The sequence below is a fragment of the Saccharibacillus endophyticus genome (genome assembly GCF_013185185.1).
Classification (GTDB): domain Bacteria; phylum Bacillota; class Bacilli; order Paenibacillales; family Paenibacillaceae; genus Saccharibacillus; species Saccharibacillus endophyticus.
The window spans coordinates 434,085-459,155 of the sequence record NZ_JAAZWE010000002.1; the positions used below are offsets into that span (position 1 = coordinate 434,085).

Here is a 25,071-nt window from a genome sequence, read left to right on the forward strand (position 1 = left end):
AAGAAAACGGTGATGTATCTTTTCATTATAAAAACAGACCGTCGGTTTGTAAATGAAATTCACCGTTATCTTTTGACGCATCGGGGAGAATGTTTCTTTAAATGCCTTCGTACTTTTTCAACACGATCGCCGAATTATGCCCGCCGAACCCGAACGAGTTCGAAATGCCGATGTTCAGCTCTGCCGTTCTCGCCTTTCCCGCCGTATAATCGAGATCGCATCCTTCTTCCCCATGCTCCAAGTTGATCGTAGGCGGCACGATGCCCGTTTGCAGCGACTTCAATAACGCTATCGCTTCTACCGCTCCCGATGCGCCCAGCATATGCCCGGTCATCGATTTATTCGCCGTCACCGGAATTTCATACGCGGCTTCTCCGAACACCGCTTTGATCGCTGCCGTCTCCGAACGATCGCCGAGTACCGTACTCGTCGCATGCGCGCTGATGACATCCACTTTTCCCGGATCTATCTTCGCTTCTTTCAACGCCAATCGCATCGCGCGCGCCGCCCCCTGTCCGTCTTCCGGCGTCGCCACCATATGATAAGCATCCGAACTCGCCCCGTATCCGATCACTTCGCCCAGAATCGCCGCTCCGCGCTCCAGCGCATGACTAAGCGATTCCAGCACCAAAATCCCTGCGCCTTCCGCCATCACGAAGCCGTCGCGCTCCCGATCGAATGGGCGGCTTGCCCGGGTAGGATCATCATTCCGTGTCGACAGCGCCGTCGCATTGGAGAAGCTCGCCAGCGCAATCCCGTGCAGCGCCGCTTCCGTTCCACCCGCGATCATCACATCCGAACGCCCGGCTTGAATCTGAAAAAAAGCTTCGCCTATCGCCGTGTTCCCGATCGAGCAGGCCGTTACCGGCGACATCGACGCTCCCAAGGCCCCATAGCGAATACTGATCAAAGCCGCCGCCATATTGGGAATCATCGCCGGAACGAGCATCGGACTGACGCGTCCCGGCCCGCGGTTTGCCAGCGTTCCCGCCTGATCCATCAGCGTCCCGATCCCTCCGATCCCGGAACCGACATAGACGCCCATACGCTCCCGGTCCGTTTTTTCCAGATCAAGTCCCGACTGCTCGATCGCCTGCTCGGCCGCAACCAGCGCGAATTGGCAGAATCGATCCAGCTTCCGCGCCTCTTTCGCTCCGAGCAAGCCCAACGCATCGAAATCTTTTACCGCTCCCGCGATATTTACCTTATAACCGCCGGCTTCAAAAGCTTCGATAAACGAAACGCCGGACTCTCCACGAACCAAATGCGACCAAAAGTTTTCCGTTCCGATCCCCAGCGGCGATACGACGCCCGTTCCCGTGATGACCACTCTTTCCATTCTCTATGTTCCTCCTTGAATTTTAGCCTTTGACGTTAACGACAGGCTTTGCATACCGCTATCATGTCACGTAAAATATCCTAGTACAAGTTACCGTTTATAAGGGTATAAAAACTGCCTGATTCCTATTAAAGGAGGTTGATCGTCCATGAATGCAACGGCCAGACTTCAAGCCTTATCCGCCTTTCTCAAAAGCCAACGGGCCAAAATTTCTCCGGAATCCGTCGGCTTCCCCGCAGGAACCAGACGCCGCACGCCCGGGCTGCGCCGCGAAGAAGTGGCCCAATTGGCCGGCGTAAGCACCACCTGGTATACCTGGCTTGAGCAAGGACGCGATATCCAAGCTTCGCCTTCCGTGCTCGATTGCGTTGCCGGCGCGCTCAAGATGAATGCCGACGAACGCAAATACTTGTACTCGCTCGCGATCGAAGACGGTTCGACTGCTTACACACCCGAGAACGATGCTCTTCAAATCAGTCCTTCTTTGCAAAAAATCATCACCGGACTTCGGCACTGCCCCGTCATCGTCTCGGATCGGATGTGCAATATCGTCGGATGGAATCAGGCAGCCTGCCATGTCTTCCTCGACTTCGATCGCATTCCGCCGGAAGAACGCAACATGATTCGTCTTCTGTTTTCGCGGCGGGAATTTCGTCGGTTGGCCGTCAATTGGCAACAATTCGCCAGCGGCTTTCTGTCCATGTTCCGCTCTTACTACGGCCGCTACGTCAGCGACGAATGGTACGAACGGTTTTTGCGGGAAATGAGCGAAACCCATCCCGAATTCCGATCGATGTGGGAGCACGGACAGGTCAGTTACGCGCCGGAAGTCCACCTTGAATTCCGCCACGCCAAAGCCGGGAAAATGGTTTACGAGCTGACGTCGCTGAGCGTGTCCGGACAGGATGATCTTCGCTTGAGCATTTACACGCCCGCGCCGGATACACCCACCGAAAGCAAATTACGGCGCCTGATGGACGAAGAAAATTTTTCGTAAAAACGCGACTTTTCTTCTATTAGCATGCAATTCGATCGAAAACGGTCTCGAAAAAAACATAAAGAAAGCGTATTCTTTTCTCTTGTCAAACCATCTAGTTCTTGCTATGATTGCCTTGGGATTGTTACTGAAGAAGGCAAAACCCACCGCATATGCTAGCCGTATATGTGTTGGGTTTTGCCTTCTTTTCGTACCAATCTCTTTTCTACAAGTTGGGTGTAAGCGCTTATATCGCCCGTTTCATGATTTCGCAGGATAAGGAGGGCGGCAGGTGATCATCGGGAAAATTTTCAACAACAACGCCATAATAGCCAGTGACGCGGGTAAAAGCGAATTCGTGGTTATGGGACGCGGCATCGCGTTCAAAAAAAAGGTCGGTGAGGCCGTGGATCAAGACCTGGTCGAAAAAATTTTCGTTTTGCAGCAAAAAGACGCTTCGGAGAAATTCAAGCTCCTGCTGGAAGATGTGCCGCCCGAGTATATCTCCTTATGCTACGACATCATCGAATACGGCAAAAACATGCTGGACGTGCCGCTGAGCGATTACATCTACGTGACGCTGACGGACCACATGAACAATGCGCTTAAGCTGCTGGAGGAAGGCATCACGACGACCAACCCGCTGATCTGGGAAATACGGCGCATTTATCCGAAGGAATTCGCGATCGGCAAGAAAGCGCTGGAGTTCATCGAAGACTCGGTCGGCAAAAAGCTGCCGGAGGATGAAGCGGCCAACGTCGCTCTCCACCTGATCAATGCGCAGATCGACCAATCTTCCCGTCGAACGGAAAACGTGACGGCGCAGACGGAAAAGATCAGCGATATTTTAAACATCATCAAGTACAGCTACGGCAAATCGCCGGACGAGAGTTCGATCAGTTACGAGCGCTTCGTGACGCATCTGCGTTTTTTCTTTCAGCGGATCGGCAAGCCCCCGCGCGGGGAACTCGAAGACGACTTTTTGCTCAAGCAGGTCAAGTCGAAGTACAAAAAAGCTTACGCCTGCATGCTCAAAGTCGAGACGTACCTTCAGATCGAACTGCCCGACGAAGAAAAATTGTACCTGACGCTGCACATTCACCGCGTTACCCGGGAATCGGCCCCCTGACGGGACGTCCCGACGCAATAAAAGAGAACGTATTCAGTAAGCGTTATCAATTTCATAAAATTACGGATCGTGACTGGTAATGCAGGCGAGACCAACAGCAAGCATGTTCCTTCGGAATGCCGAGGGACGCGCGCTTGCTTGGTCTCGCCTTTTTTATATCCTTGATCATCATTCGCGTAAAAGGGGCGAGAACAATGGGGAAATACGAAAAATTAGCGAAAGACATCATCCAAAACGTAGGCGGCAAAGAAAACGTCAACAGTCTGGAGCACTGCGTCACCAGACTTCGGTTCAGATTGAAAGACGAAAACAAAGCCAACACCGACGTGCTCAAAAATATGGACGGCGTCGTTACGGTCGTGAAAAGCGGAGGACAGTATCAAGTCGTCATCGGCAACCATGTACCTGACGTCTATGCCGAAGTAAACGCCGCGGGCGGTTTTGCGGCAGAATCGGGTTCGGACGGAAGTTCGGGTTCCGGAGAAAAGATAAGCTTGTTCAACCGCTTCGTCGATATGATTTCCGGCGTGTTCGCGCCGACGCTCGGCGTACTGGCCGCAACCGGTATGATCAAGGGCTTCAATGCTTTGTTCCTGACGTTGGGCTGGTTGACCGAAGCTTCGGGTACGTATCAAATCCTGAATGCCATCGGCGACTGTCTCTTCTACTTCTTCCCGATCTTCCTGGGATTCACGGCTTCCAAAAAATTCGGCGGCAACCACTTTATCGGCATGGCGATCGGCGCCTCGCTTGTCTATCCGAATATCGCGGGCATCACGACCTCGGGCGCGGAACCTTTGTATACGTTATTCGGCGGCACGATATTCGAATCTCCGGTCTTCATTACGTTCCTGGGCATACCGGTTATTCTGATGACCTATTCGTCCAGCGTTATTCCGATCATCATCGCGGCTTACGTCGGTTCCAAGATTGAAGCCTTCTTCAAAAGAACGATTCCGAGCGTTGTCCGAACTTTCCTGGTACCGTTTTGCACCCTGCTCGTTATTGTTCCTCTGACCTTCATCTTTATCGGCCCGATCGCGACTTGGGCAGGTACTTTGATCGGCAACGGCACGCTCGCGGTTTACAACTTCAGTCCGATCGCCGCAGGCGTTATCATGGGCGCTTTCTGGCAGGTATTCGTGATCTTCGGTCTGCACTGGGGATTCGTGCCGATCGCGATCAACAACCTGACTATTCTCGGAAAAGACCCGGTTCTTGCAGGCATGTTCGGCGCTTCTTTCGCTCAAACAGGCGTTGTTCTGGCAATCCTGCTCAAAACGAAAAACAAAAAGCTCAAATCGTTGTCGATTCCGGCTTTCATCTCGGGAATCTTCGGTGTAACGGAACCTGCCATTTACGGTATTACGCTGCCTCGTAAAAAACCGTTCATTATCAGCTGTATCGCAGCAGCTGTAGGCGGCGGCATCATCGGCGCTATGGGTACGCAAGGTTATCGTATCGGCGGTCTGGGTATCTTCGGTATTCCGTCTTACATCGGACCGAACGGAATCGATGCCGGCTTCTACGGCGCGATTATCGGCATCGTAGTCAGCTTTGTGCTCGGCACCGTCATTACGCTGTTCATGTTCAAAGACGACGCAGTAACAACAGACAATGCTCCAACCAAAAAAGACGATTCCGTTATCCAACAAGAAACCGTCGGCAGCCCGATGAGAGGCAATGTGATCGCGCTGTCCACGATCAAAGACGAAGCGTTCTCCACCGGCGCTATGGGTAAAGGCGTCGCGATCGAACCGATCGAAGGCAAAGTGTATTCGCCGGTTGACGGCGTGCTGACTTCCCTCTTCTCTTCGGGTCACGCGATCGGCATCACGAGCGACACGGGCGTCGAAATCCTGATCCATGTCGGACAAGATACGGTTAAGCTCAAAGGCAAATACTTCACGCCGCAAGTCAAACAAGGCGATACCGTAAAAAAAGGCGATCTGCTCATGGAGTTCGATATGGACGCCATCCGTCAAGAAGGATATATCCTGACGACTCCGATCATCATTTCGAACACGGGAAGCTATCTCGACGTGATCGAAACGGAAAAGAAAGATATCGGATACCAAGACGGTCTGCTGACCGTGGTCATCTAATGCTGTCCGTCAAGAAACTTTGAATCATCCGCATTCCGGGGCGTTCCGGAAGCTCGCGACTACATGTTCCGAGCTTCCGCGCCCTTTACTTTTTGAGGAGGAATATATGCATGAGCTATAAAATCCCGACCGGATTTCCGGAAAACTTTCTATGGGGCGGCGCTACCGCGGCCAATCAGCTTGAAGGCGGGTACAATGAGGGCGGCAAAGGCCTGAGCACTTCCGATATGATGACCGCAGGTACGCATACGGTGCCCCGCCGCATCACGACCGAGCTGCTGCCGACCGAGAACTACCCGAGTCACGAAGCCATTGATTTCTATCACCGCTATGCGGAAGACATCGCCTTGTTCGGCGAAATGGGCTTCAAAGTCTTCCGTCTGTCTATTGCCTGGAGCCGAATCTTCCCGAACGGCGACGATACGGAACCTAGCGAAGAAGGCCTGAAGTTCTACGACAACGTCTTCGCCGAATTGAAAAAGCAGGGCATCGAGCCGCTTGTCACGATCTCCCATTACGAAGCGCCTTTCGCTCTCGCGCAAAAATACAACGGCTGGTCCGATCGCCGCGTGATCGACTTTTACGTCAAATACTGCGAGACGCTGTTCAATCGTTACAAAGGCGTCGTGAAATATTGGCTGACCTTTAACGAAATTAATATCCTGACCATGCCGTTCGGAACATTCTTGGCCGGTGCGATGCTTCCCGAAGGCGGCATGGAGCTGACCAACCCGAACTCCAGCTCCGACCAAGCTCGTTTCCAAGCGCTGCATCACCAATTCGTAGCCAGTGCCAAAGCCGTCAAACTCGGACACTCGATCGATCCGGACTTCAAAATCGGCTGCATGATCGCCTACATGTGCGCGTACCCGCTGACCAGCAACCCGGACGACGTTCTGTTGGCGCAGCAAAAAGACAATATCGGCAACTTCCTGTGCGGCGACGTTCAGGTACGCGGCGAATATCCGGGCTTCGCGAAGCGTTACTTTGCCGAAAAAGGCGTCGAACTTGAAATTGCGGAAGGCGACGAACAAACGCTGCTGGAAGGCACGGTCGACTTCTATACGTTCAGTTACTACTCTTCCGTCTGCGTCAGCGCTGATCCGGAGCAGGAAAAAATCGGCGGCAATATGTCGATGGGCCTCAAAAACCCATATCTCAAAGCCAGCGCTTGGGAATGGCAAATCGACCCGCAAGGTCTGCGTTGGGTACTGAACAATGTCTATAACCGCTACCGTCTGCCGATGATGGTCGTGGAAAACGGTCTGGGCGCGGTGGACGAAGTTCAAGCCGACGGTTCGATCCATGACGATTACCGGATCGAGTATCTGCGTGAGCACATCAAGGAAATGAAGGAAGCGATTATCGACGGCGTCGACTTGATCGGCTATACGCCTTGGGGCTGCATCGACCTGGTGAGCGCGGGTACCGGCGAGATGAAGAAGCGTTACGGCTTCATTCATGTCGACAAGGATAATGAAGGCAAAGGCACGCTGGACCGTTCGCGGAAAGACAGCTTCCATTGGTACAAAAAAGTAATCTCCAGTAATGGGGAAGCTTTGGAATAAGCTTCCGGGAACGTCCTGTTCGGGGAGGAAGCTTGGGCGCTGCGGGGGAATTCGTTCAAAACGCTGTTTCACGCAGAAAGCTTGCAGCTTTCCGCGTTCAAAGGCATTTTTCACTGAATTCCCCCTCCGCTTTTAGCTTCGTCCGCGATCGGACAGGTTCCTCAAGCTTATTGTCAGCTCTTGAAAGGTTAGGTTAGGAAAGATTTTTGATTGTTGGATGGAATCAAATACTTGCATGTTAAAGCCGCTCCCTGCTTCCCTCAGGGTATGGCGCGTCTGCGATCTTCCTTGAAGATGATAGGCGCGCCGAGTGGCTTTTTGTTTTTTTATGCTTTTTGATGATACGAATTTCTAACCGGTGGGATTGCGGGACAGCCTCAGATTTTGAATAGGCTCAGTCACGGGCGTATGGCTTCATGTTGAAAGTACCGTACCACTCGCCTTGTTGGGCGTTTTTCCAGGCTTGTTTGATGAAAGGAATCGTCGTGTCGGGAAGGCTGTTTAACGGAAACCAGCTTAGTTCTTGGCATTTATCCGGTTCGCGGTTGGTGATTGCTCCGGTCCAGCGGTTGGCTCGGAAGAAGAAATTGATGCGTTCGTCGGCTTCCGAATGAGGGGGGCCGATCTGCAAGACTCCGATGAGGTGCAGGTCTTTGGGATCGACGACGGCGCCGCATTCTTCGAAAGCTTCTCGGACAGCGGCTTGAGGAGCGGTTTCTCCGCGGTCGATTTTGCCTGCGGGAAGTCCGTATCGGTTGTCGTCATGGCCTGTGTTCTGCCTGTTCAGAAGAAGGACTTGGTCTTGTTGGATCAAAAAAATATGGGCAACGCTGACGCGTTTGAACGGTACGGGCATGTATGAACTCAACTCCTTGTTTCTATTGTATAGGATCTACTGTATAGGAATCGTGCGCAAAAAGGTACGCATTCCGCTTAAGTATCCTTGATCGAACAATTTTCCGGGCATGAAGATTGCGGTGGCCGTCGTCAGCAGCTCCGAATCGGCTATCTGCGGCTTCAGCATGGAATGGTTCGCTTCCGGCAGACGCCGTACACTCAGCAAGGACTCGGGAACCCGGGCACGGTATACCTTTTCGGTATCGTCCGAATCGACATGGATGTCTTTGCCGCCCAGCACCAGATACACGGGACTTTTAAAATTCGCTAATTCATCGGTCGAATCCGATTCGAAGTTTTTCCCGATAAAAGTCCAGCGGTCTTGTGAAATGGCTTCTTCATCGGATAAGGCGACTTTCTCCCGATACTCTTCATAAGTTGCACGCTGCTTCAACAGTTCCAGCACAACGGCGTCTTCTTGTTCGACTTTTGCGATTTCCGCCTCGGATGCTCCGCTTTGCTCCAATTCTTTTCGCGTATTGTATTGTCCCTGCCGAATCCAGTTCACCGCGGGAGCTACGAGAATATGAAACGCCAGATCAGGCTCTTCGCGGGCGATTTTGGGAATGACCCATCCTGCCTGGCTTGCTCCCCATAGGCCGATGCGCGAAGCGTCGATCTTCGGCTGAGCGCGCGCCCACTCTATCGCATGCCGCGTATCGTTCGCCCGATCCTCCATGCTCTGATTCAGCCATTTTCCCTCGGAGCCGCCGATCCCTCTTTTATCCAGCGACAATGACGCATAGCCTTCCTCGGCAAAAGCTTCCCAGATCGGCTTGTACGCATCGTCATAGGTGGCGTTCGTCGGACCGTCCCCGTGGACGAAGACAACCAATCCGAACGGTCCGGAACTGTTTTCCGGTAACGCTAACACGCCTGTCAATATCCCCTCCGGCGTCTCGATCGACACCTGCCGCTCGTCAAAACGGAACGTATTTTGAACAAGGAACAAGGCGACGGCCGTCGCGACAATCGCAAGCATAACCGCCCCGGTGATCCAAAGCCGTTTTCTGCGGCGAGATGGTTGGATTTGCTTGTACGGTTTCTGCTGCTCCGCAATCTGATTCTGATCTTCAATCGCTTGTCTTCTCTCCATCTTGCTTCGAATTCCCCTTCCTTCATGCCTTGAGTCAAATCGAGATGATGATCCGCAGTGCTCGGTTCAATCCGAAGAGAAGATAAGACTTCAAGATTCGTCATCTTCTCCCCACTCTCCCACGCGGACTTGCAGCTCGACCTTCATCGACGTTCCGCCGAACAGCGAGAGATACGATTTTTCGATCAAAACGAAGGTTTCCGCCTCAAAGCCGAAGGTTTCTTGAATATAGAGAAAAGCCTCTTCTATTCTTTGGCCAACCTCCGCGTTATCGACAGCATCGAAGTTCTCGCATAAATACAAACCGCGTTCAAGAATCCGATCGACCGAATACTCCTTCTGACCTTCTTCTGCATCAAAATATAAAATCATTCCTTGATCGCTCTGCATATAGTACAAGTCTGCCTCGAACAGATTCGTCGGACGTTCTTGCGCCTCGAACAGCATTCTTGCCGTCGGCTCGGTTCGATCTCCGAGTGCCGTCCACCGCGCAAGTTTGCGATCCGGCTTACGCCGCAATTCCCGCCGGATGTTCGTTTGCTTTTGCATGTTCGCCCGTTCCTCCAAAATGTGCCGGGTAAAATGCTCGATTCGCTGCAAGCGGGCGATCTCGCTTTGAAGCTGCTGCACGGAATCGCGCAGCAGCCGTTCATGGGCTTCGGACTCGTAGTCGTCAAGTACCCGGCCGACCTGCGCTACCGGGATGTTCAAATTACGCAGCAGCAGAACATGCGACAGTCGGTAAATTTCGTCAACGCCGTAGCGCCGATAACCGTTGGCTTCGATATGCGCGGGAAGCAGCAGCCCTTTTTCTTCAAAATAACGCACCTGATGCACGGACACTCCCATCAACTGCGCAAATTCGCGGATGCTCAAAAAATCATTCATGGCCTTTCCCCTTTCCGATTCCTTTCTTCACTATAAAGGTTAGGTCAGACCTAAGGTCAATCTTCAAGTCGTATTTTCGTGTTTGCCACCTTTTTCAACAAACTTACTAAAAATAACCGAAAAAGTGTTGACATTGATTGTGCACGAGGTATAATAAGGTCAAAGAAAGTCAAAGTCAGGTCGAAAGATCAAACTTGTACTTTTGCGAACGACATTGAAGAATGTGACCTCCGATTCACGATCTTCGATTCTGTGCAGCCTTTGACTTTCGTTCCCCCTATTCCGGCAGGCCCCTTCTTCCTGAAGGGACCGCCGTTTCCTGAATCACATGAGAAATACTTAAATCCTACAATGAAAGGGGCATGCCTTCATGCGCTGTCAACACTGTAACCATAATCAAGCAACCGTCGGTTTGAGCCTCACCCTTAACAATAAATCCGAAAAAATGTTCCTTTGCGAAGACTGCTACGCCAAAGTGAGCGGCGGCGTGCCGTTCGCGGCAGGCATGGGACAGTCGGGCCAATCTCCATTCGAGGAGTTATTCAGAGGCTTCATGCAAGGTCAGTCTTCCAACGGACAGCCATCCCGCCAGCAAGGCGCTCAAGCTCAAAGCGGTCGCCGCGGCGGCGGTCTGCTCGACCAGCTCGGCCGCAACTTGAACGATGCGGCTCGCGGCGGCAAGATCGACAACGTCATCGGACGCGACGAAGAAATCGATCGCGTCATCGAAATCCTGAACCGCCGCAACAAAAACAATCCGGTCTTGATCGGCGAGCCGGGCGTCGGCAAAACGGCAATCGCCGAAGGCCTTGCGCTCCGCATCACGGAAGGTCAGGTTCCCGCAAAGCTTTTGAATAAAGAAGTGTACTCGCTGGACGTCGCTTCCCTCGTGGCAGGCACAGGTGTCCGCGGTCAATTCGAGGAAAAGATCAAACAACTGATCGCCGAGCTGGAGCAGCGCCAAAACGTACTGCTGTTCATCGACGAAATTCATTTGCTGGTCGGCGCGGGTTCCGCGGAAGGCTCGATGGACGCGGGCAATATCCTGAAGCCGGTACTCGCTCGCGGCGAGCTGCAGGTGATCGGCGCGACGACGCTCAAAGAATACCGTCAGATCGAAAAAGACGCCGCGCTGGAACGTCGTTTCCAACCGGTAACCGTCGATGAGCCGACTGCCGAAGAAACGATCGAGATTCTGAAAGGACTGCGCGCGAAATACGAGCAGTTCCACGGCGTTCGCTACCCGGACGAGACGCTCGAAGCATGCGTGCGTTTGTCGAGCCGCTACATTCAAGACCGTTTCCTGCCGGACAAAGCGATCGACCTGCTGGACGAATCCGGCGCGAAATTGAATCTGCGTGCTTCGACAGGCGGAACCGATGAGATCAAAGCTCGTTTGGAACAAATCAAGATCGAAAAAGACGCCGCTGCCCGCGAAGAAGATTACGAACGTGCCGCCAAGCTGCGCGATGAAGAATCGGCTCTGACCGCTCGCTTGAACGGCGAAGTTCCGGCCGAAGAAATGCTGGAAGTCAGCGTCGAAGATATTCAAAACATCATTGAACGCAAAACGGGCATCCCGGTCGGCAAGCTGCAAGCGGACGAACGCGGCAAAATGAAAAATCTGGCCTCGCGCCTGGAAAGCCGCGTCATCGGTCAGGCCGAAGCGGTCGACAAAGTTGCCAAGGCCGTTCGCCGCGGACGTGCCGGACTGCGCAACGATAGTAAGCCGATCGCGTCCTTCCTGTTCGTCGGCCCGACCGGCGTCGGCAAAACGGAATTGTCCAAAGCTCTTGCGGACGAGCTGTTCGGCAGCAATGACGCGATGATCCGTCTCGATATGAGCGAATACATGGAACGCCACTCCGTCTCCAAACTGATCGGCTCGCCTCCAGGTTACGTCGGCCATGAAGAAGCGGGTCAATTGACGGAAAAAGTGCGCCGCAATCCGTACAGCATCATTTTGCTCGACGAGATCGAAAAAGCGCATCCCGACGTTCAGCATATGTTCCTGCAAGTGCTCGATGACGGACGCCTGACCGACAGCCAAGGCCGCACGGTCAGCTTCAAAGACACGGTCATCATCATGACGTCCAACGCGGGCACGGCGGCCGAAAAGAAAATCACGATGGGCTTCACGGCGAAAACCGAAGAAACGCGCTCGATCATGAATTCGCTGGGTCAGCATTTCCGTCCCGAATTCCTGAACCGCTTCGACGGGATCGTGCCGTTCGCTTCGCTCAAGGAAGAAGACCTTGTGAGCATCGTCGACAACATGCTCGGCGAGATCAAGTCCAATCTGTCGGCGCGCGGCATCTCGCTGGACGTCGCGGACGAAGCGAAACGCAAACTGGCCGAGCTGGGCTACGATCCTTCCTTCGGTGCCCGTCCGCTGCGCCGCATGATTCAACAGCATGTGGAAGACGGCGTGACCGATCTGCTGCTGGATGACGAGGACGTCACCGCGATTACGGTCGAGTTGGTCGACGATCAGATCGTGGTCGTGCGAAACGAGGATGTTCAAACGAGCGTAACTCCTCTGTTGCACAAAGAAGCCTAATCCTTTTTCTTTTCAACCCTATAGATGCAAAAAAACTGCCCTGGACCGATTACCGGTTCAGGGCAGTTTTCTTTTTCTTCACCGTGTTGCTCACAGTCCATTCATTCGTTCGACATAAGTCTGACCGGACTGCTTCATCTCGAAATTGCTTTCGTAGCGCAAATTGAACATACACGAATACAAGACGTTCAACACATAATCAATCGCAATCTGGGAGGAAAAGGTCGCGATCTTGCTTATCGGATCTTCACTGAGCGGCAAAGGAAGCACCAGATCGCACAGATCAGCCAGCGTCCCCTCGCTGTTGGCGGTAATCGCGATCAGCTTGACTCCATTCTGCTTCATCGTAGCCGCGTATTCTGCGTATCCCGATTGCTGACCGTGATACGTAATAAACACCGCGCAGTCTTCAATTCCGGCATTATAAGCATAATAGCCCTGCTCTTGCATCAGATGGGTCACATGCACAAGGCGATTGACCTTCAGCAGCTTCCCCTGAAAACTGAGCGCCCGCACCATCGAGTCGCCTGTTGCGAACAGATAGACCTGCTTGGCCGAATCCAACAGAGCAGCCGCAGCATCCAGATCCGGTCCCTGCAATAGCTGCGAACCTTCCCGAACGGTCGCCTGCGTCAAATCAGCGATGCGTCCGGCAATGGTCTCCGCGCTTTCTTTCAAACCGAAAGGCACGTTGGCATCTACGTCTTCTATCCCGGCCGACCGTTCAAGCTCCGAAGCCAGCACGATCTTGAATTCGCGAAATCCGCTGACGCCGAGCTTGCGGCACAACCGTACGATCGTCGGATTGGACGCGTAAGCCGCCGACGCCAATTGTCCGATCGTCATGCCGAGCACCTGCTCCCGACGCTCCAGCACATAACCGGCAATCTCCCGTTCCGCCTCGGAGAACCCTTCGCCGCGGCGCAATTTTTCAAGCAGCAATGAACTCCCTCTTTTCCCGTGCCGACTCCGAACTTCAAAGACTCTGGCGTACTTAAAGTACGTATCCGCGAACGTTCTGCCCGCTTTCTTGTACCTCAATTATAATGTCCGCCGGATCAGGCCGCAACAGACGGGGAGAGCATATAATGAAGACGTCAGACCTTTGGCTTCGATCTTACTTGTCGGCCAAAATGCTGGTCAACGAATTCGAAATGATCTCGATAAACGTTCCGGCGAATTCGCTTGTCGGCGCATTGATCCGGAACAGGTACGAATCGCCTTTTTTCGAGGTCCAGATGACGTAGTTATGCAGGTTGCCCTTCGTATCGCTCGCCTGCAACAGCAGTCGGGCGGAAGACATCGGACTTTCGAATAATTGATCGCCTTTATAGCTGCGGACTTGACCGTACTTTTTCAGCTCGGCTCTGCCCTGCTTGCTCACCTTTTGCAGATTGAAGTTAGCCGGAAGTTTCTCGATTTGCGCATTGTACGACGGGTATTGGGTCAGATGGATCTTGTTTTTCGCCTTGCTGAACGTATAGCCGTTTGCCACGTACAGCGAGTAACCGTTGCCTTGCTTGAGATAGGCCGTTCGGTTGACGTATTCGCCTTTGACCATCAGCGCGAACGATTGGGTCGCCGGGCGCACGCTGCTCGTGGCGGATGCGGAGCTTGCAGCCGCAATTGATGAGGTCGTGCCTGCCGCATGCGCCTCATTGGACAGCAGGGCATTATCGGAAGCGGCAAACGGGACGGCCAAAGAAAAAGCAAAGGTCAACGCGGCGATTTTACGGAATGGTTGGTTGGATGTACGTTTCATGATTGAACACTCCTCTGAATGGGGTTTGGGAAACGGGGAAATCAAAGCGTCCCGTTCCTTGTGATGCATTAGACGGGGGTGTGCATGGACGTATTACACTTTTCGCAAAATTAATTTGAAAAGAGGAATGACAGATGAAGATCGGAATCGCGGGAAGCGGCATGATCGTGCGCGTGGCATTGGATGCGTTGGCAGCAATCGAAGGGACAAAAGTGACGGCGATCTGTGTACGGGAGCGCAGCGAGCAGACCGGGCATGAACTGGCCGAACGCTATCATATCGATACCGTGCACACCGACTACGATAGGATGCTCCAAGATCCGGACGTCGAATTTATTTATATCGGGATCGTCAACAGCCTGCATTATGATTACGCGAAACGCGCGCTGGAGGCGGGCAAGCATCTTTTGGTGGAAAAACCGTTCACGTCGACCGTCGAAGAAGCGCAGGAATTGCTGGAACTGGCGGAGTCGAAAAAGCTTTACCTGTTCGAAGCTGTCGTGACGCCGTATTCGCCGGATTACCTCAAAGTCCGCGAACTGCTGCCGGAGATCGGCCGTATTCGTTTGGTGCAAAGCAATTTCTCCAAACGCTCCAGCCGCTACGGCGACTACCTGGAAGGCAAAGTGCTGCCCGCGTTCGACCCGGCACTGGCCGGAGGCGCGCTGTATGATCTGAACATTTACAATCTGCATTTCACGCTCGGCTTGTTCGGTCGCCCGAACGATGCCCGCTATATCGGGAATCTCGGTCCGAACGGCATCGACACGTCCGGCGTGCTGACGCTGGCCTACGACGGGTTTGCAGCCGCCTGCCTGGCAGGCAAAGACTCCGACGGCGACTGCTTCACGCTGCTTCAAGGCGAGAACGGCAGCATCCGCGTGGACGGCCCGCCGAATATGTGCAGCTCGATCACGTTGAAGACTCGCGAACGCGAAGAAACGTTTACGTTCGAAGTTCCGGACAATCATATGTCGAACGAGTTCCGCGCCTTCGCTCGGATGTACCGGAACCGGGAATGGGAAAAAAGCATGGACATGCTGCGGCATTCCGTGCTCGTGATGGACATCGCGACGAAAGCGCGCCGCGAAGCGGGCATCGCGTTTGCGGCGGATACGGTGTCTCGGAGCATGTAACGCCAAGCAAAATGTTGAGGATCATATCCATTTTACGTTAGTCAAAAAAGGCGGCATCGCCGCTCCGGCTTTTCACGCCGACATTTTCGGTTTTCGCCCTGCCTTTCGTGACTTTTAACTAATATCCCTGCTCGGCCTAGGGGTATTCAAAGCGGAAGAAGGACAAGAACTGGTCGAAACCGTCAAAAGCGTGAAGCGTTGTTCATCACCTCCAAAGTCTGGAATAACGATCTGGGTTACGACGAAACGACGGCCGGTGACGGGCAAGTACAAACAGGCTCGGAACGCGTTGAAACATTTGCAGCGGTCGGGCCGCGTCAAAGCGATCGGCGTAAGCAATTTCCGGATTCTTCATCCGGAAGACCCGATAGCGGATGCCGAAACGGCACTTGCCCGCGCTTCGCGGCCGGCATTCCCTTTTTCGTTCAAAGAGGAATCGCGATGAGCGAAGGCGTGGAGAAGATGCTGGAGACGCTGTACTCCCTCCAGAGGTTGAGTCGGAAAGAAGCGGAGAATAAATTCATGCTGGAAATCCGCCCGACTTCCGTCATTCACCTCTTAATCCTTCCCTGAGAAACCGTCCACTTCGTGACTTGCCTGACAAGTCCTTTTTCGTCGGCCGTCGACGGCTTGGCTATGCGGGCGGACGTCGGACTCGTCCGCAGCGTGTCTTAAGCCCGACTGTTGCCGATTTCTTTTCGAAAGGCGCATCCGGCGTCTTCTTTTGTTCGAAAGCGATTTAGTCGAAAAACGGTCGCTTTCCCGCGTCAAAGATAAGAAGTTTTTCCTACTTCGCTTCCTAACTTTTTGTCGAAAATCGCCGATAAAACTGACATAAGACGATAACTTACGCCTTAAAGCGACAGTTGACGAAAAATACTTATTTCATGCGATGGGGAGTGAACAAAATGAAAGGATTTCAAAATCTCAAACTTCGTTCCAAATTATTGATCTTAAACGCGACGGCGATTGCTTTTATTTTGCTGATCGGAACGGTCAGCTTCGTTTACGTGAATCAAATGGCCGCGAATTCGCGTTCCATGTACGAGGACAGTCTGGTGAAAGTCAAATCGATCAATCAGGTCATGACCAATTTCAACCGGATCATGAACGATATTTTGCAGTTGATGATCACGAAAGACGCCGCGAAAAACGAAGCGCTTACCGCTCATTTCGAAGAAACTTTCGCCGCAAACTCGTCCATCCTGACCGCTTATGCGGATTTCAACCTAAGCGAGGAAGAAAAAGCCGTTTATGCAGAGATCATCAGCAACCGAAAAAATTTGCGCGCGACCGAAGACAAAGTCGTCGCCGCAGCCAAACAAAACGATAATGTCGAAGCTTATCGGCTTTACGTAGAGGAAATGGAACCCTTAAAAAACAAAACCGAAGAATTGTACGTTCAATTGGCCCAACTGGCCGAAGACGCGGCTAAAAAAAGCAGCGAACAAAACGAACAGGCCGGCCAGATCTCTAAAGTAGTCAGTTCGGCAAGCGTCATTGCCGCGGTCATTTTGCTGGCTTTGCTGTCGATGCTGATCATCCGTTCCATTACCCGTCCGATCCGCGATCTGCAAAACCTGATGCAATCGGCGGCCGAAGGCGATTTTACGTCGAGAGGCACGAACGCTGCCAAAGACGAAACCGGCGCGCTGACTTCTTCCTACAATACGATGGTCGATTCGCTGTCTGCACTGGTCAAGAAAATTTCCGAAAATGCCGTCACGCTGGCTGCGAGTTCGGAACAGCTGCTTGCCAGCTCCGAGCAAAGCGCGCAAGCGACGGAACATATTTCCACGCAGGTGCAGGAGATCAGCGAAGGCACGGAATCCCAGGCCCGCGGCACGACCGAGATGAACCGGACGATGGAAGAAATGAACGTCGGCATCCAGCGGATCGCCGAATCGGCGAGCGAACTCGCGGCGGATTCTCAAGATTCGGAAGCCAATGTAACGGAAGGCCATCGCAAACTGGAAGAAGCGATCCGGGAAATGGAACAGATTCACCGTTCGATCGGCAGCCTGTCCGAAGTCGTGACTTCGTTGAACGAAAAATCCGCCAGCATCGGCGACATTACCGATACGATCAAAGCGATCGCCGACCAGACCAGCCTGTTGTCGCTGAACGCCGCGATCGAAGCGGCGCGCGCAGGCGAAGAAGGACGCGGATTCGCCGTCGTGGCTGCCGAAGTGAAAAAATTGGCCGAGCAAACGCAGGAATCTTCGGCGAACGTATCGGGCCTGATCCATCAGATTCAAAGCGAGACGCAGAACGCGTTCCGCAGCATGGAACTCAGCCGCGCGCAAGCCGAAAACGGCCGCGTCGTCATGAACGACGTGTCCCGCGTTTTCGACGGCATCATGCACAGCTCGCGCAATCTATCCGTGCAGCTGCACGAAGTATCCGCGGTGACGGAAGAAATGTCCGCCAGCTCCGAACAGGTATTGGCGACGGTCGAATCGTCCGCGGCTATCGCGGGCAGCGCCAAAGACATGACGCAAAGCGTAGCCGCGGCAACGGAAGAACAACTCGCTTCCGTGCAGGAAGTGACAGGTTCCGCCGCTTATCTCAGCAAACTCGCGCAGGACCTGCAAACATCGATCGAACGCTTCAAAGTTTAATCGAAGACGCAAGCGGCAAAACAAACATCGATACGCAAAAAAGGAAGATATCCCTTCGGGGACGTCTTCCTTTTTCTCTTGAGGATGTCGATTTCGCACAATGCTTATTCCGGTCCCAACAACTCTAACAAATCGCGATCCGTCAACGACGTTAGGCTGTCTTCGCCAGGGCGAATCACATCGTCGATCAGGGTCATTTTTTTCTGTTGGAGTTCATGCATTTTCTCTTCTACCGTTCCGCGTGCCACTAGCCGGATAACCTGAACCACTCGGGTCTGGCCCATTCGGTGCGCGCGGTCTTCGGCCTGGCGCTCGACGGCGGGATTCCACCACAGATCATACAAGATGACGGTATCGGCTCCGGTCAGGTTCAGTCCGGTTCCGCCTGCCTTGAGCGAAATCAGGAAAATATCTTTTTGACCTCCATTAAATTGTTCGCATAGGTCCAGTCGTTCTCTCGGCGGCGTATGACCGTCCAGATAAAAGAACGGCATCTCCCGAACCCCCAATTCGCGTCCGATCAGGCCGAGCATCTCCGTAAACTGCGAAAACACCAGCACGCGGCGCCCTGCGCGGCGGCATTCCTCCAACGTCTCCAGCAGCTGCTCGAACTTGGCCGAACGTCCTTCGTATCCTTCCACGAATAGTGCAGGATGGCAGCAAATTTGGCGAAGCCGGGTCAAACCGGCCAAGAAACGGATACGACTGCGTCCCAGTTCTTCGCTGTTATCCAAATGCTTCAATGTTTCGTATCTGAGCTTGGCAAGCTGACCTGCGTAAAGCCGCTTCTGCTCCGGCAGCAGTTCCGTTACGCGCACGGATTCAATCTTCTCCGGCAGCTCGCCGAGCACATCGACCTTCAATCGACGCAGCAGAAACGGTCTGGCCCGTTTAGCCACGGTCTCGCGCGTCAACTCTGCGAATTTTCGGCGGTTGGGATACAGACCTGGCAGCACGGCATCGAATATGGATCGAAGCTCGTCGAGCGAGTTCTCGATCGGCGTGCCGGTCAAAGCAAAGCGGAATCCGGCTCGCAACGACTTAACGGCCCTTGCCGTCTGCGTATCCGCATTTTTGATTGCCTGAGCCTCATCAAGCACGAGCGTGTGAAACTCCATGCTTTCGTAATGCGGCAGATCCCGGCGCAATAGCGGATAAGAGACGATCAGCACATCTGCCTCTGCCGTATGCTCAGGAGACAGCAGCGATTCCCGTTCAGCTTTACTCCCATCCGCGATCAAGGCGCGAAGCTGCGGTGCAAAGCGCTCCAACTCGCTGCGCCAATTGTACAACAGCGATGCGGGAGCCACGATAAGCGCAGGCCGGCCGTTTTCTCGGATCTCCGGCAGTACGGACAGCAGGTAGGCGATGCTTTGAACCGTTTTTCCCAATCCCATATCGTCGGCAAGCACGCCGCCCAGACGATAATGGGCCAGCGTCTTCAACCAGCGATAGCCTGTTTGTTGGTAATCGCGAAGCACTGGAGCCAGAGATTCCGGCACAGGGAAATTCAGCAGATCCGGACTTCGAAGACTATCCAACAATCGGCGTAAGGCTCGATCAGGCCGCATTAAGCCATCCGAACCTTCTGCATGCTCTTGCAGCAAATGCAGTCCTTCTGCCACGGGTAGACGGAACGACGCCGCGTCTTCCTCCGACAAAAAAGGGCGATGCCCGTTCAGGAATTCAGTCAGCGTTCGAAAAGCCTGCGTCTCCAGCGGAAGCAGCGCACCGCTGCGCAAACGATAATACTTTCTTTTATCCAGCAATGCCTCGACGGCAGAACGAATTTCGGCTTCCGGGATTCCTTCGATGGCAAAATGAAACTCCAGCCAGTTGGATCGTCCGTCCAGCGCAGCCGAGATTTTCGGCGGCGGACTGGCCCGAATCACGCGTTCCTTGACTGAGGTCGTAGCGTACACCTTCGCTATTTTTTCCAAATGCGGAACGATCCCGTGCAGGAAAGCAAATTCCCGTTCTTCGTCCTGCATATAATAACCGGCCTCTGTACGAATAAAGCCAGCCTGCTCCATCAACTCCAAAATTTGCAGTTCCTTGCCGCCTTCCCGCACAAGAATCCGGCTTTCTCCCCGCCGTTCTCCTCCGCGCTCCAACGGATTGATGACGATATCTCCGTATTGAAACTCCAATCCGGCCAACAATCGATCATGCACCCGGTCCAGGTAAACGCGTGCAGACAGCGGAATCTGCACCACCTGATCCGATACGCCGCCTGCAAAAAACACATCGCCCAGCTTCATCAGTCCCGGTACGACACGTTCCATAAACGCACGAATGTGCGGCTCGGGAATATCCACCGTATCCCCGTCAAGACCGTTATCGCCCGACTCTGTACCCGCCGCCAGAATCTGCTTCAATTCAGCTAAACGACGCGCCTCCGCCGAACCGATACGGTAAAAGATTCCGGCGTTGAGCGTCAGTCCGTACGATTCAAGCACGGTCGTCTCATCCATGCCGCGCGCACGCATACGCAGCGAGCCCGCTTGTCCGCGATCAAACTCGAAACGAAGCGGCAACAATTCCTTCGAGACGTTGATTCCCGAATGCGTACGCCCTTGAGCCCGAATCGCCGCTTTGGGTGCCGCTCCCAATAAGCTCACCAATCCTTCCCAAGCATGCGGCGGCAAAGGCAGCGAAGGGGGATCTCCGATTTCTCCCGTATACAATGCACCTGCCGAAGCCCGCTGCATTTTCTCGCTTCGACGAATCTCCGCCAATCTCAGCAGCACGGCATCATCCCGAATCCCGAAGCAGTGATCCGCAGGATCGTAGGTAAAATGACGGGAGAAAGAATAACGTTCCCCGCGTTCGAATCGGGTTAAAAATTCGCGGATATCCGATACGGCGTATGTTCGGTCTAGCCCGACTCGCAATTCTACACCAAGTAATCCCCGCCGCGGTCCATGCGGATAAGGAGCAATCCAAAATTCCGCTTTTAACTCTTGTCGCGACTCGAAGATCGAACGCGATCCGGCCAATGCGCGCGGCTGCTGGCGGAACAAATCCATCACTCGACCTACCAACCGGTTCTCTGCCCGTTCTTCTTTCTTCAAGACGGTCTCCCCGTCCGAACGTCCTCTTTCCCCTTCCGCTGCATCAGCTTCAAAGCGTCCTGGCTCGTCTTGCACGTCTTCCGCAAAGCTTTGCAGCTCATCGCCGTCCCCATCATATGCATGCAGAGTCTCTGCGCTCTGCGCATCTTCTGCTCTATTAAGCGTCAACTGATCTCCACCCTCATGACTCAACAATCCTTCTCTTCGCAAATGAAGAAGCTGCAACAAAGCCGCCGCCGTATGCTTGCAGCAGCGCTCGAAAGCAAACCCGGCCGAACATTCGCACTGCGCCGCTATCCCGTCATCGCTTCCGAAGCGCAGCGTCAGACGAAGCATATCGCCGTCGCGCACGAAAGCTTCATAGGCCCCCGAGCCTTCCTCCGTAAGCCGCCGCACTTCCGCTTTGCCTGCGCGAAACAACGTCTCCCCTTTCCGGTAGGCGCCTGCTCCGCACAACGACTTGATCATCCGTTCATTCCATTCCCTCTCCGCCGTTCGTTCTCTCAATGCACGTCCTCCATTGCGTGTAGTCTGAGTCCCAGTTTACCAGAAGCCCGAAGTGTTTGCATCGTGTTCGCATGTCGCGAAGCTTGCCGAACACGACAAAAAAACGGCTCAGAACGAGAAATTCCCGTACGCAAGCCGTTTTCGCTTCAAAATCGATGCCCTTGAAAAGACGGGACTCAACCTTTTTACATTCTATGTAGTTTAAAAAAGAGCGTCCGGATTGGCTTCTTCATCCCGCACAGCCTGACGGCTCATCCATTCGTTCAAAGCTTCGGATAAAGCATAAGGCGAATCCGAAGGCATATCCAATGCCGGATTGACAACCTCAAGCACGCGCTGCCACAATTCAACCAGACGTTCTTCGAGTTCTTTTCCAAGTGAACGACGAACCCCCATCAAACCAATCGTCAGCATAAGCAGCGCCGCTACCGCCAAAAGCACCGCTTCCAGATTGGACGCAACTCCTCCGAGGATCGACTCGCGCAACCCTAGCGAGGGCCAGACCAGATCAAGTCCTGCCGTTCCCAACATGCCGACCAAGATCAGCAGGGATAACCCGTTAAGCGCATAATCGGCAATCCGTAACCTTCCCGCCGCACGTTCGAACCCTACTTCACCGGCATAGCGCTCCAGATGAATCATCTGCTTGCTGAAGCTCCAAGACTCCTTTTCCACCGGCAGCAAATAATAATCGATCAATCGCTGCGCCGCCGACAAATGCGAACCGGTCACCCGGGATTCTCGCGGCCCCAGCACCGCCTGCCTCATCAGACTCATACGGATTTCCTCCTGTTCTTCAAGTCTTTTCTCAGTTGCTTCCAGTATAGGAGGTTTCCGTACATAAAAAAAGCCACCAGCGTCCGATAGGCTTTTGTCCCAGTATGAGCTCATTTCTGCCGAATCCAAGGCCTTACGCCTGGGGCTTTTTATAAAAAATATCTTTCTCTTCCCGACTTGCTCTCTCACCCCGGGACTCCGCCGCCCCGAAACCCGGGACACTGAAGTTGTTTTCTGCTGCCCCCGTCCTTCTTCTCCCCTTCCCCACTGCAAAGGCAAGCCGCCCAATAAAAAAGAAGCCCGGAACTCTGACAGTTCCAAGCTTCATATATCATCGCTTTTATGTCTTATCTCTTTTCCTTTTCCCTACCTACCAAGAAAAGATAGAGCGGCAGAGGGGGAGTTCGTGCAGGAGCGAAGCGTTCGACTTTGTCTTCGGGAAGCTTCTACTTAAATCCAATTCCGGCTTCCCGAAGACAACACGCGACCTAAAGTCTTTCGAAGAAAGACACATCGAAAGCGTACGCTAAGAACCTCCCCCGGCAGCCGCTCAATCTTTTCTAATCTTTACACCATTACCTTGCACATCATGTTCGTGAACTCCACCGGATCTTCGATCGGCAGTCCTTCGATCAACAGCGCTTGGTTGTACAGCAGGTCCGTGTACAAATCCAGCTTGGACTTGTCGCTGTCCATCGAAGCTTTCAGCGAAGCGAAGACGTCATGGTTCACGTTCACTTCCAGCACTTTGTCGGCTTTGACGTTCGGATTGTCCGGCATCATGCTCAGGATCTTCTCCATCTCGATCGATACCTCGCCGTCGCTGCTCAGGCACACCGGATGCGAACGCAGACGCTTGGACGCGCGCACGTTCGATACTTTTCCGGCCAGACGCTCGGTCATGTAATCGAACAGTTCTTTGTCGCCTGCGGCTTCCGCTTCATCCTGCTTCTCTTCTTCGCTTTCTTCGATCCCGAGATCGCCCGAAGAAACGGAACGGAATTCCTTTTCTTTGTAGCTCAGCAGCACCTTCACGGCGAATTCGTCGATATCGTCGGTGAAGTACAGAATCTCGTAGCCTTTGTCCGCGACCATCTCGGTCTGCGGCAGCTTCTCGATCCGCGAATGCGAAGCTCCGGCGGCGTAGTAAATGTATTTCTGTTCTTCCGGCATGCGGGAAACGTACTCGTCCAGCGTAACCAGCTTTTTCTCCGTCGAAGAGTAGAACATGAGCAGGTCTTTCAGCGCGTCCTTATGCGTGCCGTAGTCGCTGTATACGCCGTATTTCAGTTGACGACCGAACGCTTCGAAGAACTTGTCGTACTTCTCGCGGTCGTCTTTTTGCAGCGATTTGAGTTGGCTTTTGATCTTGCTTTCGATGTTTTTGGCGATCAGCTTGAGCTGGCGGTCGTGCTGCAGCATCTCGCGGGAGATATTCAGCGACAAGCTTTCGGAATCGACCATGCCTTTGACGAAGCTGAAGTAGTCCGGCAGCAGATCCGCGCATTTGTTCATGATCAGCACGCCGTTGGCGTACAGCTCCAGCCCTTTTTCGTACTCGCGGGAGTAGAAATCGAACGGCGGCGTTTCCGGAATAAACAGGATCGAGCGGTACACGACGGCGCCGTCGGCGTTGATATGCACGTGCGAGAGAGGCTTGTCGAATCCGTAATGCTTTTCGGCATAGAAGTTCTCGTAATCCGCTTCGGTCAGCTCGCTTTTGTTTTTGCGCCAGATCGGCACCATGCTGTTGACTTGTTCTTCTTGCGTTTTCTCGTCGAACTCGCCTTCCGCGTCTTCTTTCGGTACGCGAACGGTCGAATCCATTTTGATCGGATAACGGATAAAGTCGGAGTATTTCTTGACGATGGAGCGCAGGCGGTAGTCTTCCAGGAACTCGTCGTAGCTCTCGTCTTCCGTGTTGTCCTTGATCGTCAATACGATTTCCGTACCGACTTCGGCTTTCTCGGCAGGCTCGATCGTGTACCCGTCGGCGCCGTCCGATTCCCATTTGTACGCTTGGTCTTCGCCCAGCGCGCGGCTTGTCACCGATACATGATCCGCGACCATGAACGCCGAATAGAAGCCTACGCCGAACTGCCCGATGATATCATGGCCGTCCTTCGCTTCGTTTTCCTTTTTAAAAGCAAGCGATCCGCTTTTGGCGATGACGCCGAGGTTGTTCTCCAAGTCTTCGCGCGTCATGCCGATGCCGGTGTCGGTCAGCGTGAGCTTGCGGTTTTCTTTGTCCACGGATAATTTAATGTAATAATTTTCAGGGTTGAAAGTGAGATTGTCGTCGGTCAGTGCCCGATAATAGATCTTGTCGATGGCATCGCTCGAGTTGGAGATCAGTTCGCGCAGAAAGATTTCTTTTTGCGTGTAGATCGAGTTGATCATCATTTCGAGCAGGCGTTTGGATTCGGCCTGGAACTGCTTCTTTTCCATGCGTAATTTTCCCTCCGATTGGTTGAGACTCATATTGTTAGCACTCTTTATCGCGGAGTGCTAATCCAATTTCTTTTATAGCATTCTTCCATTTTCATGTCAAGAAAAGGCCCTGTTCGAACAAATCCGCTTATTGAAGCAGAGGAAGTTTGTACCAAAAAAATATGTTAAACTAAAGATACATTGCA

General features: G+C 53.3%; 17 protein-coding genes and 1 pseudogene. 9 read left to right on the forward strand and 9 right to left on the reverse strand.

Features of this window, described 5'->3' with window-relative positions; all coding sequences use genetic code 11:
• Window positions 1-97: 97 nt before the first annotated feature.
• Entirely contained in the window at window positions 98-1,339 is a 1,242-nt protein-coding gene (gene fabF / locus HRQ63_RS07920; RefSeq protein ID WP_172241613.1) for a beta-ketoacyl-ACP synthase II, read from the reverse strand.
• A gap of 148 nt (window positions 1,340-1,487) precedes the next feature.
• Between fabF and HRQ63_RS07925 the strand changes: the two genes are divergently transcribed.
• From HRQ63_RS07925 to HRQ63_RS07940, 4 genes are all read left to right on the forward strand, one after another.
• Window positions 1,488-2,336 carry a helix-turn-helix transcriptional regulator gene (locus HRQ63_RS07925; protein WP_172241616.1) on the forward strand — a complete coding sequence of 283 codons (849 nt, stop codon included), beginning with the start codon at window positions 1,488-1,490 and terminating at the stop codon, window positions 2,334-2,336.
• A gap of 271 nt (window positions 2,337-2,607) precedes the next feature.
• On the forward strand, window positions 2,608-3,444 hold the full coding sequence (gene licT / locus HRQ63_RS07930; RefSeq protein ID WP_172241619.1) for a BglG family transcription antiterminator LicT: 837 nt from the start codon (window positions 2,608-2,610) through the stop codon (window positions 3,442-3,444).
• A 194-nt stretch (window positions 3,445-3,638) separates the two neighbouring features.
• On the forward strand, window positions 3,639-5,549 hold the full coding sequence (locus HRQ63_RS07935; protein WP_172241622.1) for a beta-glucoside-specific PTS transporter subunit IIABC: 1,911 nt from the start codon (window positions 3,639-3,641) through the stop codon (window positions 5,547-5,549).
• A 110-nt stretch (window positions 5,550-5,659) separates the two neighbouring features.
• The gene (locus HRQ63_RS07940) at window positions 5,660-7,117 is read left to right on the forward strand and encodes a glycoside hydrolase family 1 protein (protein ID WP_172241624.1); all 1,458 of its coding nucleotides are present in this window, start codon (window positions 5,660-5,662) and stop codon (window positions 7,115-7,117) included.
• A 394-nt stretch (window positions 7,118-7,511) separates the two neighbouring features.
• On the opposite strand, the gene HRQ63_RS07945 is transcribed toward HRQ63_RS07940, so the two are convergent.
• The 3 genes from HRQ63_RS07945 to HRQ63_RS07955 all read right to left on the reverse strand — a co-directional run bounded on the left by HRQ63_RS07945 (window position 7,512) and on the right by HRQ63_RS07955 (window position 9,998).
• Entirely contained in the window at window positions 7,512-7,973 is a 462-nt protein-coding gene (locus HRQ63_RS07945) for an NUDIX hydrolase (protein WP_172241627.1), read from the reverse strand.
• A 36-nt stretch (window positions 7,974-8,009) separates the two neighbouring features.
• Complete coding sequence (locus tag HRQ63_RS07950; RefSeq protein ID WP_172243378.1) at window positions 8,010-8,996, reverse strand: alpha/beta hydrolase family protein; 987 nt, start codon at window positions 8,994-8,996, stop codon at window positions 8,010-8,012.
• 204 nt (window positions 8,997-9,200) lie between these two features.
• On the reverse strand, window positions 9,201-9,998 hold the full coding sequence (locus tag HRQ63_RS07955) for a MerR family transcriptional regulator (RefSeq protein WP_172241630.1): 798 nt from the start codon (window positions 9,996-9,998) through the stop codon (window positions 9,201-9,203).
• Between the two features lie 370 nt (window positions 9,999-10,368).
• Here HRQ63_RS07955 and HRQ63_RS07960 point away from each other — a divergent pair, with 370 nt between their 5' ends.
• The gene (locus tag HRQ63_RS07960) at window positions 10,369-12,558 is read left to right on the forward strand and encodes an ATP-dependent Clp protease ATP-binding subunit (protein ID WP_172241633.1); all 2,190 of its coding nucleotides are present in this window, start codon (window positions 10,369-10,371) and stop codon (window positions 12,556-12,558) included.
• 90 nt (window positions 12,559-12,648) lie between these two features.
• Here the strand turns inward: HRQ63_RS07960 and HRQ63_RS07965 are convergent, their stop codons facing one another.
• Window positions 12,649-13,500, reverse strand: a complete 852-nt coding sequence (locus tag HRQ63_RS07965; RefSeq protein ID WP_172241636.1) for a MurR/RpiR family transcriptional regulator — start codon at window positions 13,498-13,500, stop codon at window positions 12,649-12,651.
• Window positions 13,501-13,675: 175 nt separating this feature from the next.
• Complete coding sequence (locus HRQ63_RS07970) at window positions 13,676-14,320, reverse strand: hypothetical protein (RefSeq protein WP_172241639.1); 645 nt, start codon at window positions 14,318-14,320, stop codon at window positions 13,676-13,678.
• Window positions 14,321-14,454: 134 nt separating this feature from the next.
• Here HRQ63_RS07970 and HRQ63_RS07975 point away from each other — a divergent pair, with 134 nt between their 5' ends.
• The 4 genes and pseudogenes from HRQ63_RS07975 (at window position 14,455) to HRQ63_RS07985 (ending at window position 18,077) form a co-directional block, all read left to right on the forward strand.
• On the forward strand, window positions 14,455-15,456 hold the full coding sequence (locus tag HRQ63_RS07975; RefSeq protein WP_172241642.1) for a Gfo/Idh/MocA family protein: 1,002 nt from the start codon (window positions 14,455-14,457) through the stop codon (window positions 15,454-15,456).
• 121 nt (window positions 15,457-15,577) lie between these two features.
• Window positions 15,578-15,838 (forward strand): annotated as a pseudogene (locus HRQ63_RS25870) (aldo/keto reductase); the annotation flags it as partial.
• Window positions 15,839-15,897: 59 nt separating this feature from the next.
• On the forward strand, window positions 15,898-16,029 hold the full coding sequence (locus HRQ63_RS26160) for a hypothetical protein (protein WP_268239509.1): 132 nt from the start codon (window positions 15,898-15,900) through the stop codon (window positions 16,027-16,029).
• Window positions 16,030-16,364: 335 nt separating this feature from the next.
• Window positions 16,365-18,077 carry a methyl-accepting chemotaxis protein gene (locus HRQ63_RS07985; protein ID WP_172241648.1) on the forward strand — a complete coding sequence of 571 codons (1,713 nt, stop codon included), beginning with the start codon at window positions 16,365-16,367 and terminating at the stop codon, window positions 18,075-18,077.
• A 104-nt stretch (window positions 18,078-18,181) separates the two neighbouring features.
• Here the strand turns inward: HRQ63_RS07985 and HRQ63_RS07990 are convergent, their stop codons facing one another.
• From HRQ63_RS07990 to htpG, 3 genes are all read right to left on the reverse strand, one after another.
• Window positions 18,182-21,658 carry a DEAD/DEAH box helicase gene (locus HRQ63_RS07990; protein ID WP_172241651.1) on the reverse strand — a complete coding sequence of 1,159 codons (3,477 nt, stop codon included), beginning with the start codon at window positions 21,656-21,658 and terminating at the stop codon, window positions 18,182-18,184.
• Between the two features lie 201 nt (window positions 21,659-21,859).
• A complete protein-coding gene (locus tag HRQ63_RS07995; RefSeq protein WP_172241654.1) occupies window positions 21,860-22,435 on the reverse strand; it encodes a DUF6097 family protein in 576 nt (191 codons plus the stop codon).
• Window positions 22,436-23,002: 567 nt separating this feature from the next.
• Window positions 23,003-24,883 carry a molecular chaperone HtpG gene (htpG, locus tag HRQ63_RS08000; RefSeq protein ID WP_172241657.1) on the reverse strand — a complete coding sequence of 627 codons (1,881 nt, stop codon included), beginning with the start codon at window positions 24,881-24,883 and terminating at the stop codon, window positions 23,003-23,005.
• Window positions 24,884-25,071: the final 188 nt, after the last annotated feature.

Bases quoted from the DNA above. Each gene is read 5' to 3' on its own strand.
- HRQ63_RS07960 (WP_172241633.1), top strand. From the start codon at position 10,369: ATGCGCTGTCAACACTGTAACCATAATCAAGCAACCGTCGGTTTGAGC.
- HRQ63_RS07925 (WP_172241616.1), top strand. From the start codon at position 1,488: ATGAATGCAACGGCCAGACTTCAAGCCTTATCCGCCTTTCTCAAAAGC.
- fabF (WP_172241613.1), bottom strand. From the start codon at position 1,339: ATGGAAAGAGTGGTCATCACGGGAACGGGCGTCGTATCGCCGCTGGGG.
- HRQ63_RS07945 (WP_172241627.1), bottom strand. From the start codon at position 7,973: ATGCCCGTACCGTTCAAACGCGTCAGCGTTGCCCATATTTTTTTGATC.
- htpG (WP_172241657.1), bottom strand. From the start codon at position 24,883: ATGGAAAAGAAGCAGTTCCAGGCCGAATCCAAACGCCTGCTCGAAATG.
- HRQ63_RS07950 (WP_172243378.1), bottom strand. From the start codon at position 8,996: ATGCTTGCGATTGTCGCGACGGCCGTCGCCTTGTTCCTTGTTCAAAAT.
- HRQ63_RS07955 (WP_172241630.1), bottom strand. From the start codon at position 9,998: ATGAATGATTTTTTGAGCATCCGCGAATTTGCGCAGTTGATGGGAGTG.
- HRQ63_RS07940 (WP_172241624.1), top strand. From the start codon at position 5,660: ATGAGCTATAAAATCCCGACCGGATTTCCGGAAAACTTTCTATGGGGC.
- HRQ63_RS07975 (WP_172241642.1), top strand. From the start codon at position 14,455: ATGAAGATCGGAATCGCGGGAAGCGGCATGATCGTGCGCGTGGCATTG.
- HRQ63_RS07995 (WP_172241654.1), bottom strand. From the start codon at position 22,435: ATGAGTCTGATGAGGCAGGCGGTGCTGGGGCCGCGAGAATCCCGGGTG.
- HRQ63_RS07935 (WP_172241622.1), top strand. From the start codon at position 3,639: ATGGGGAAATACGAAAAATTAGCGAAAGACATCATCCAAAACGTAGGC.
- HRQ63_RS07985 (WP_172241648.1), top strand. From the start codon at position 16,365: ATGAAAGGATTTCAAAATCTCAAACTTCGTTCCAAATTATTGATCTTA.
- HRQ63_RS26160 (WP_268239509.1), top strand. From the start codon at position 15,898: ATGAGCGAAGGCGTGGAGAAGATGCTGGAGACGCTGTACTCCCTCCAG.
- HRQ63_RS07970 (WP_172241639.1), bottom strand. From the start codon at position 14,320: ATGAAACGTACATCCAACCAACCATTCCGTAAAATCGCCGCGTTGACC.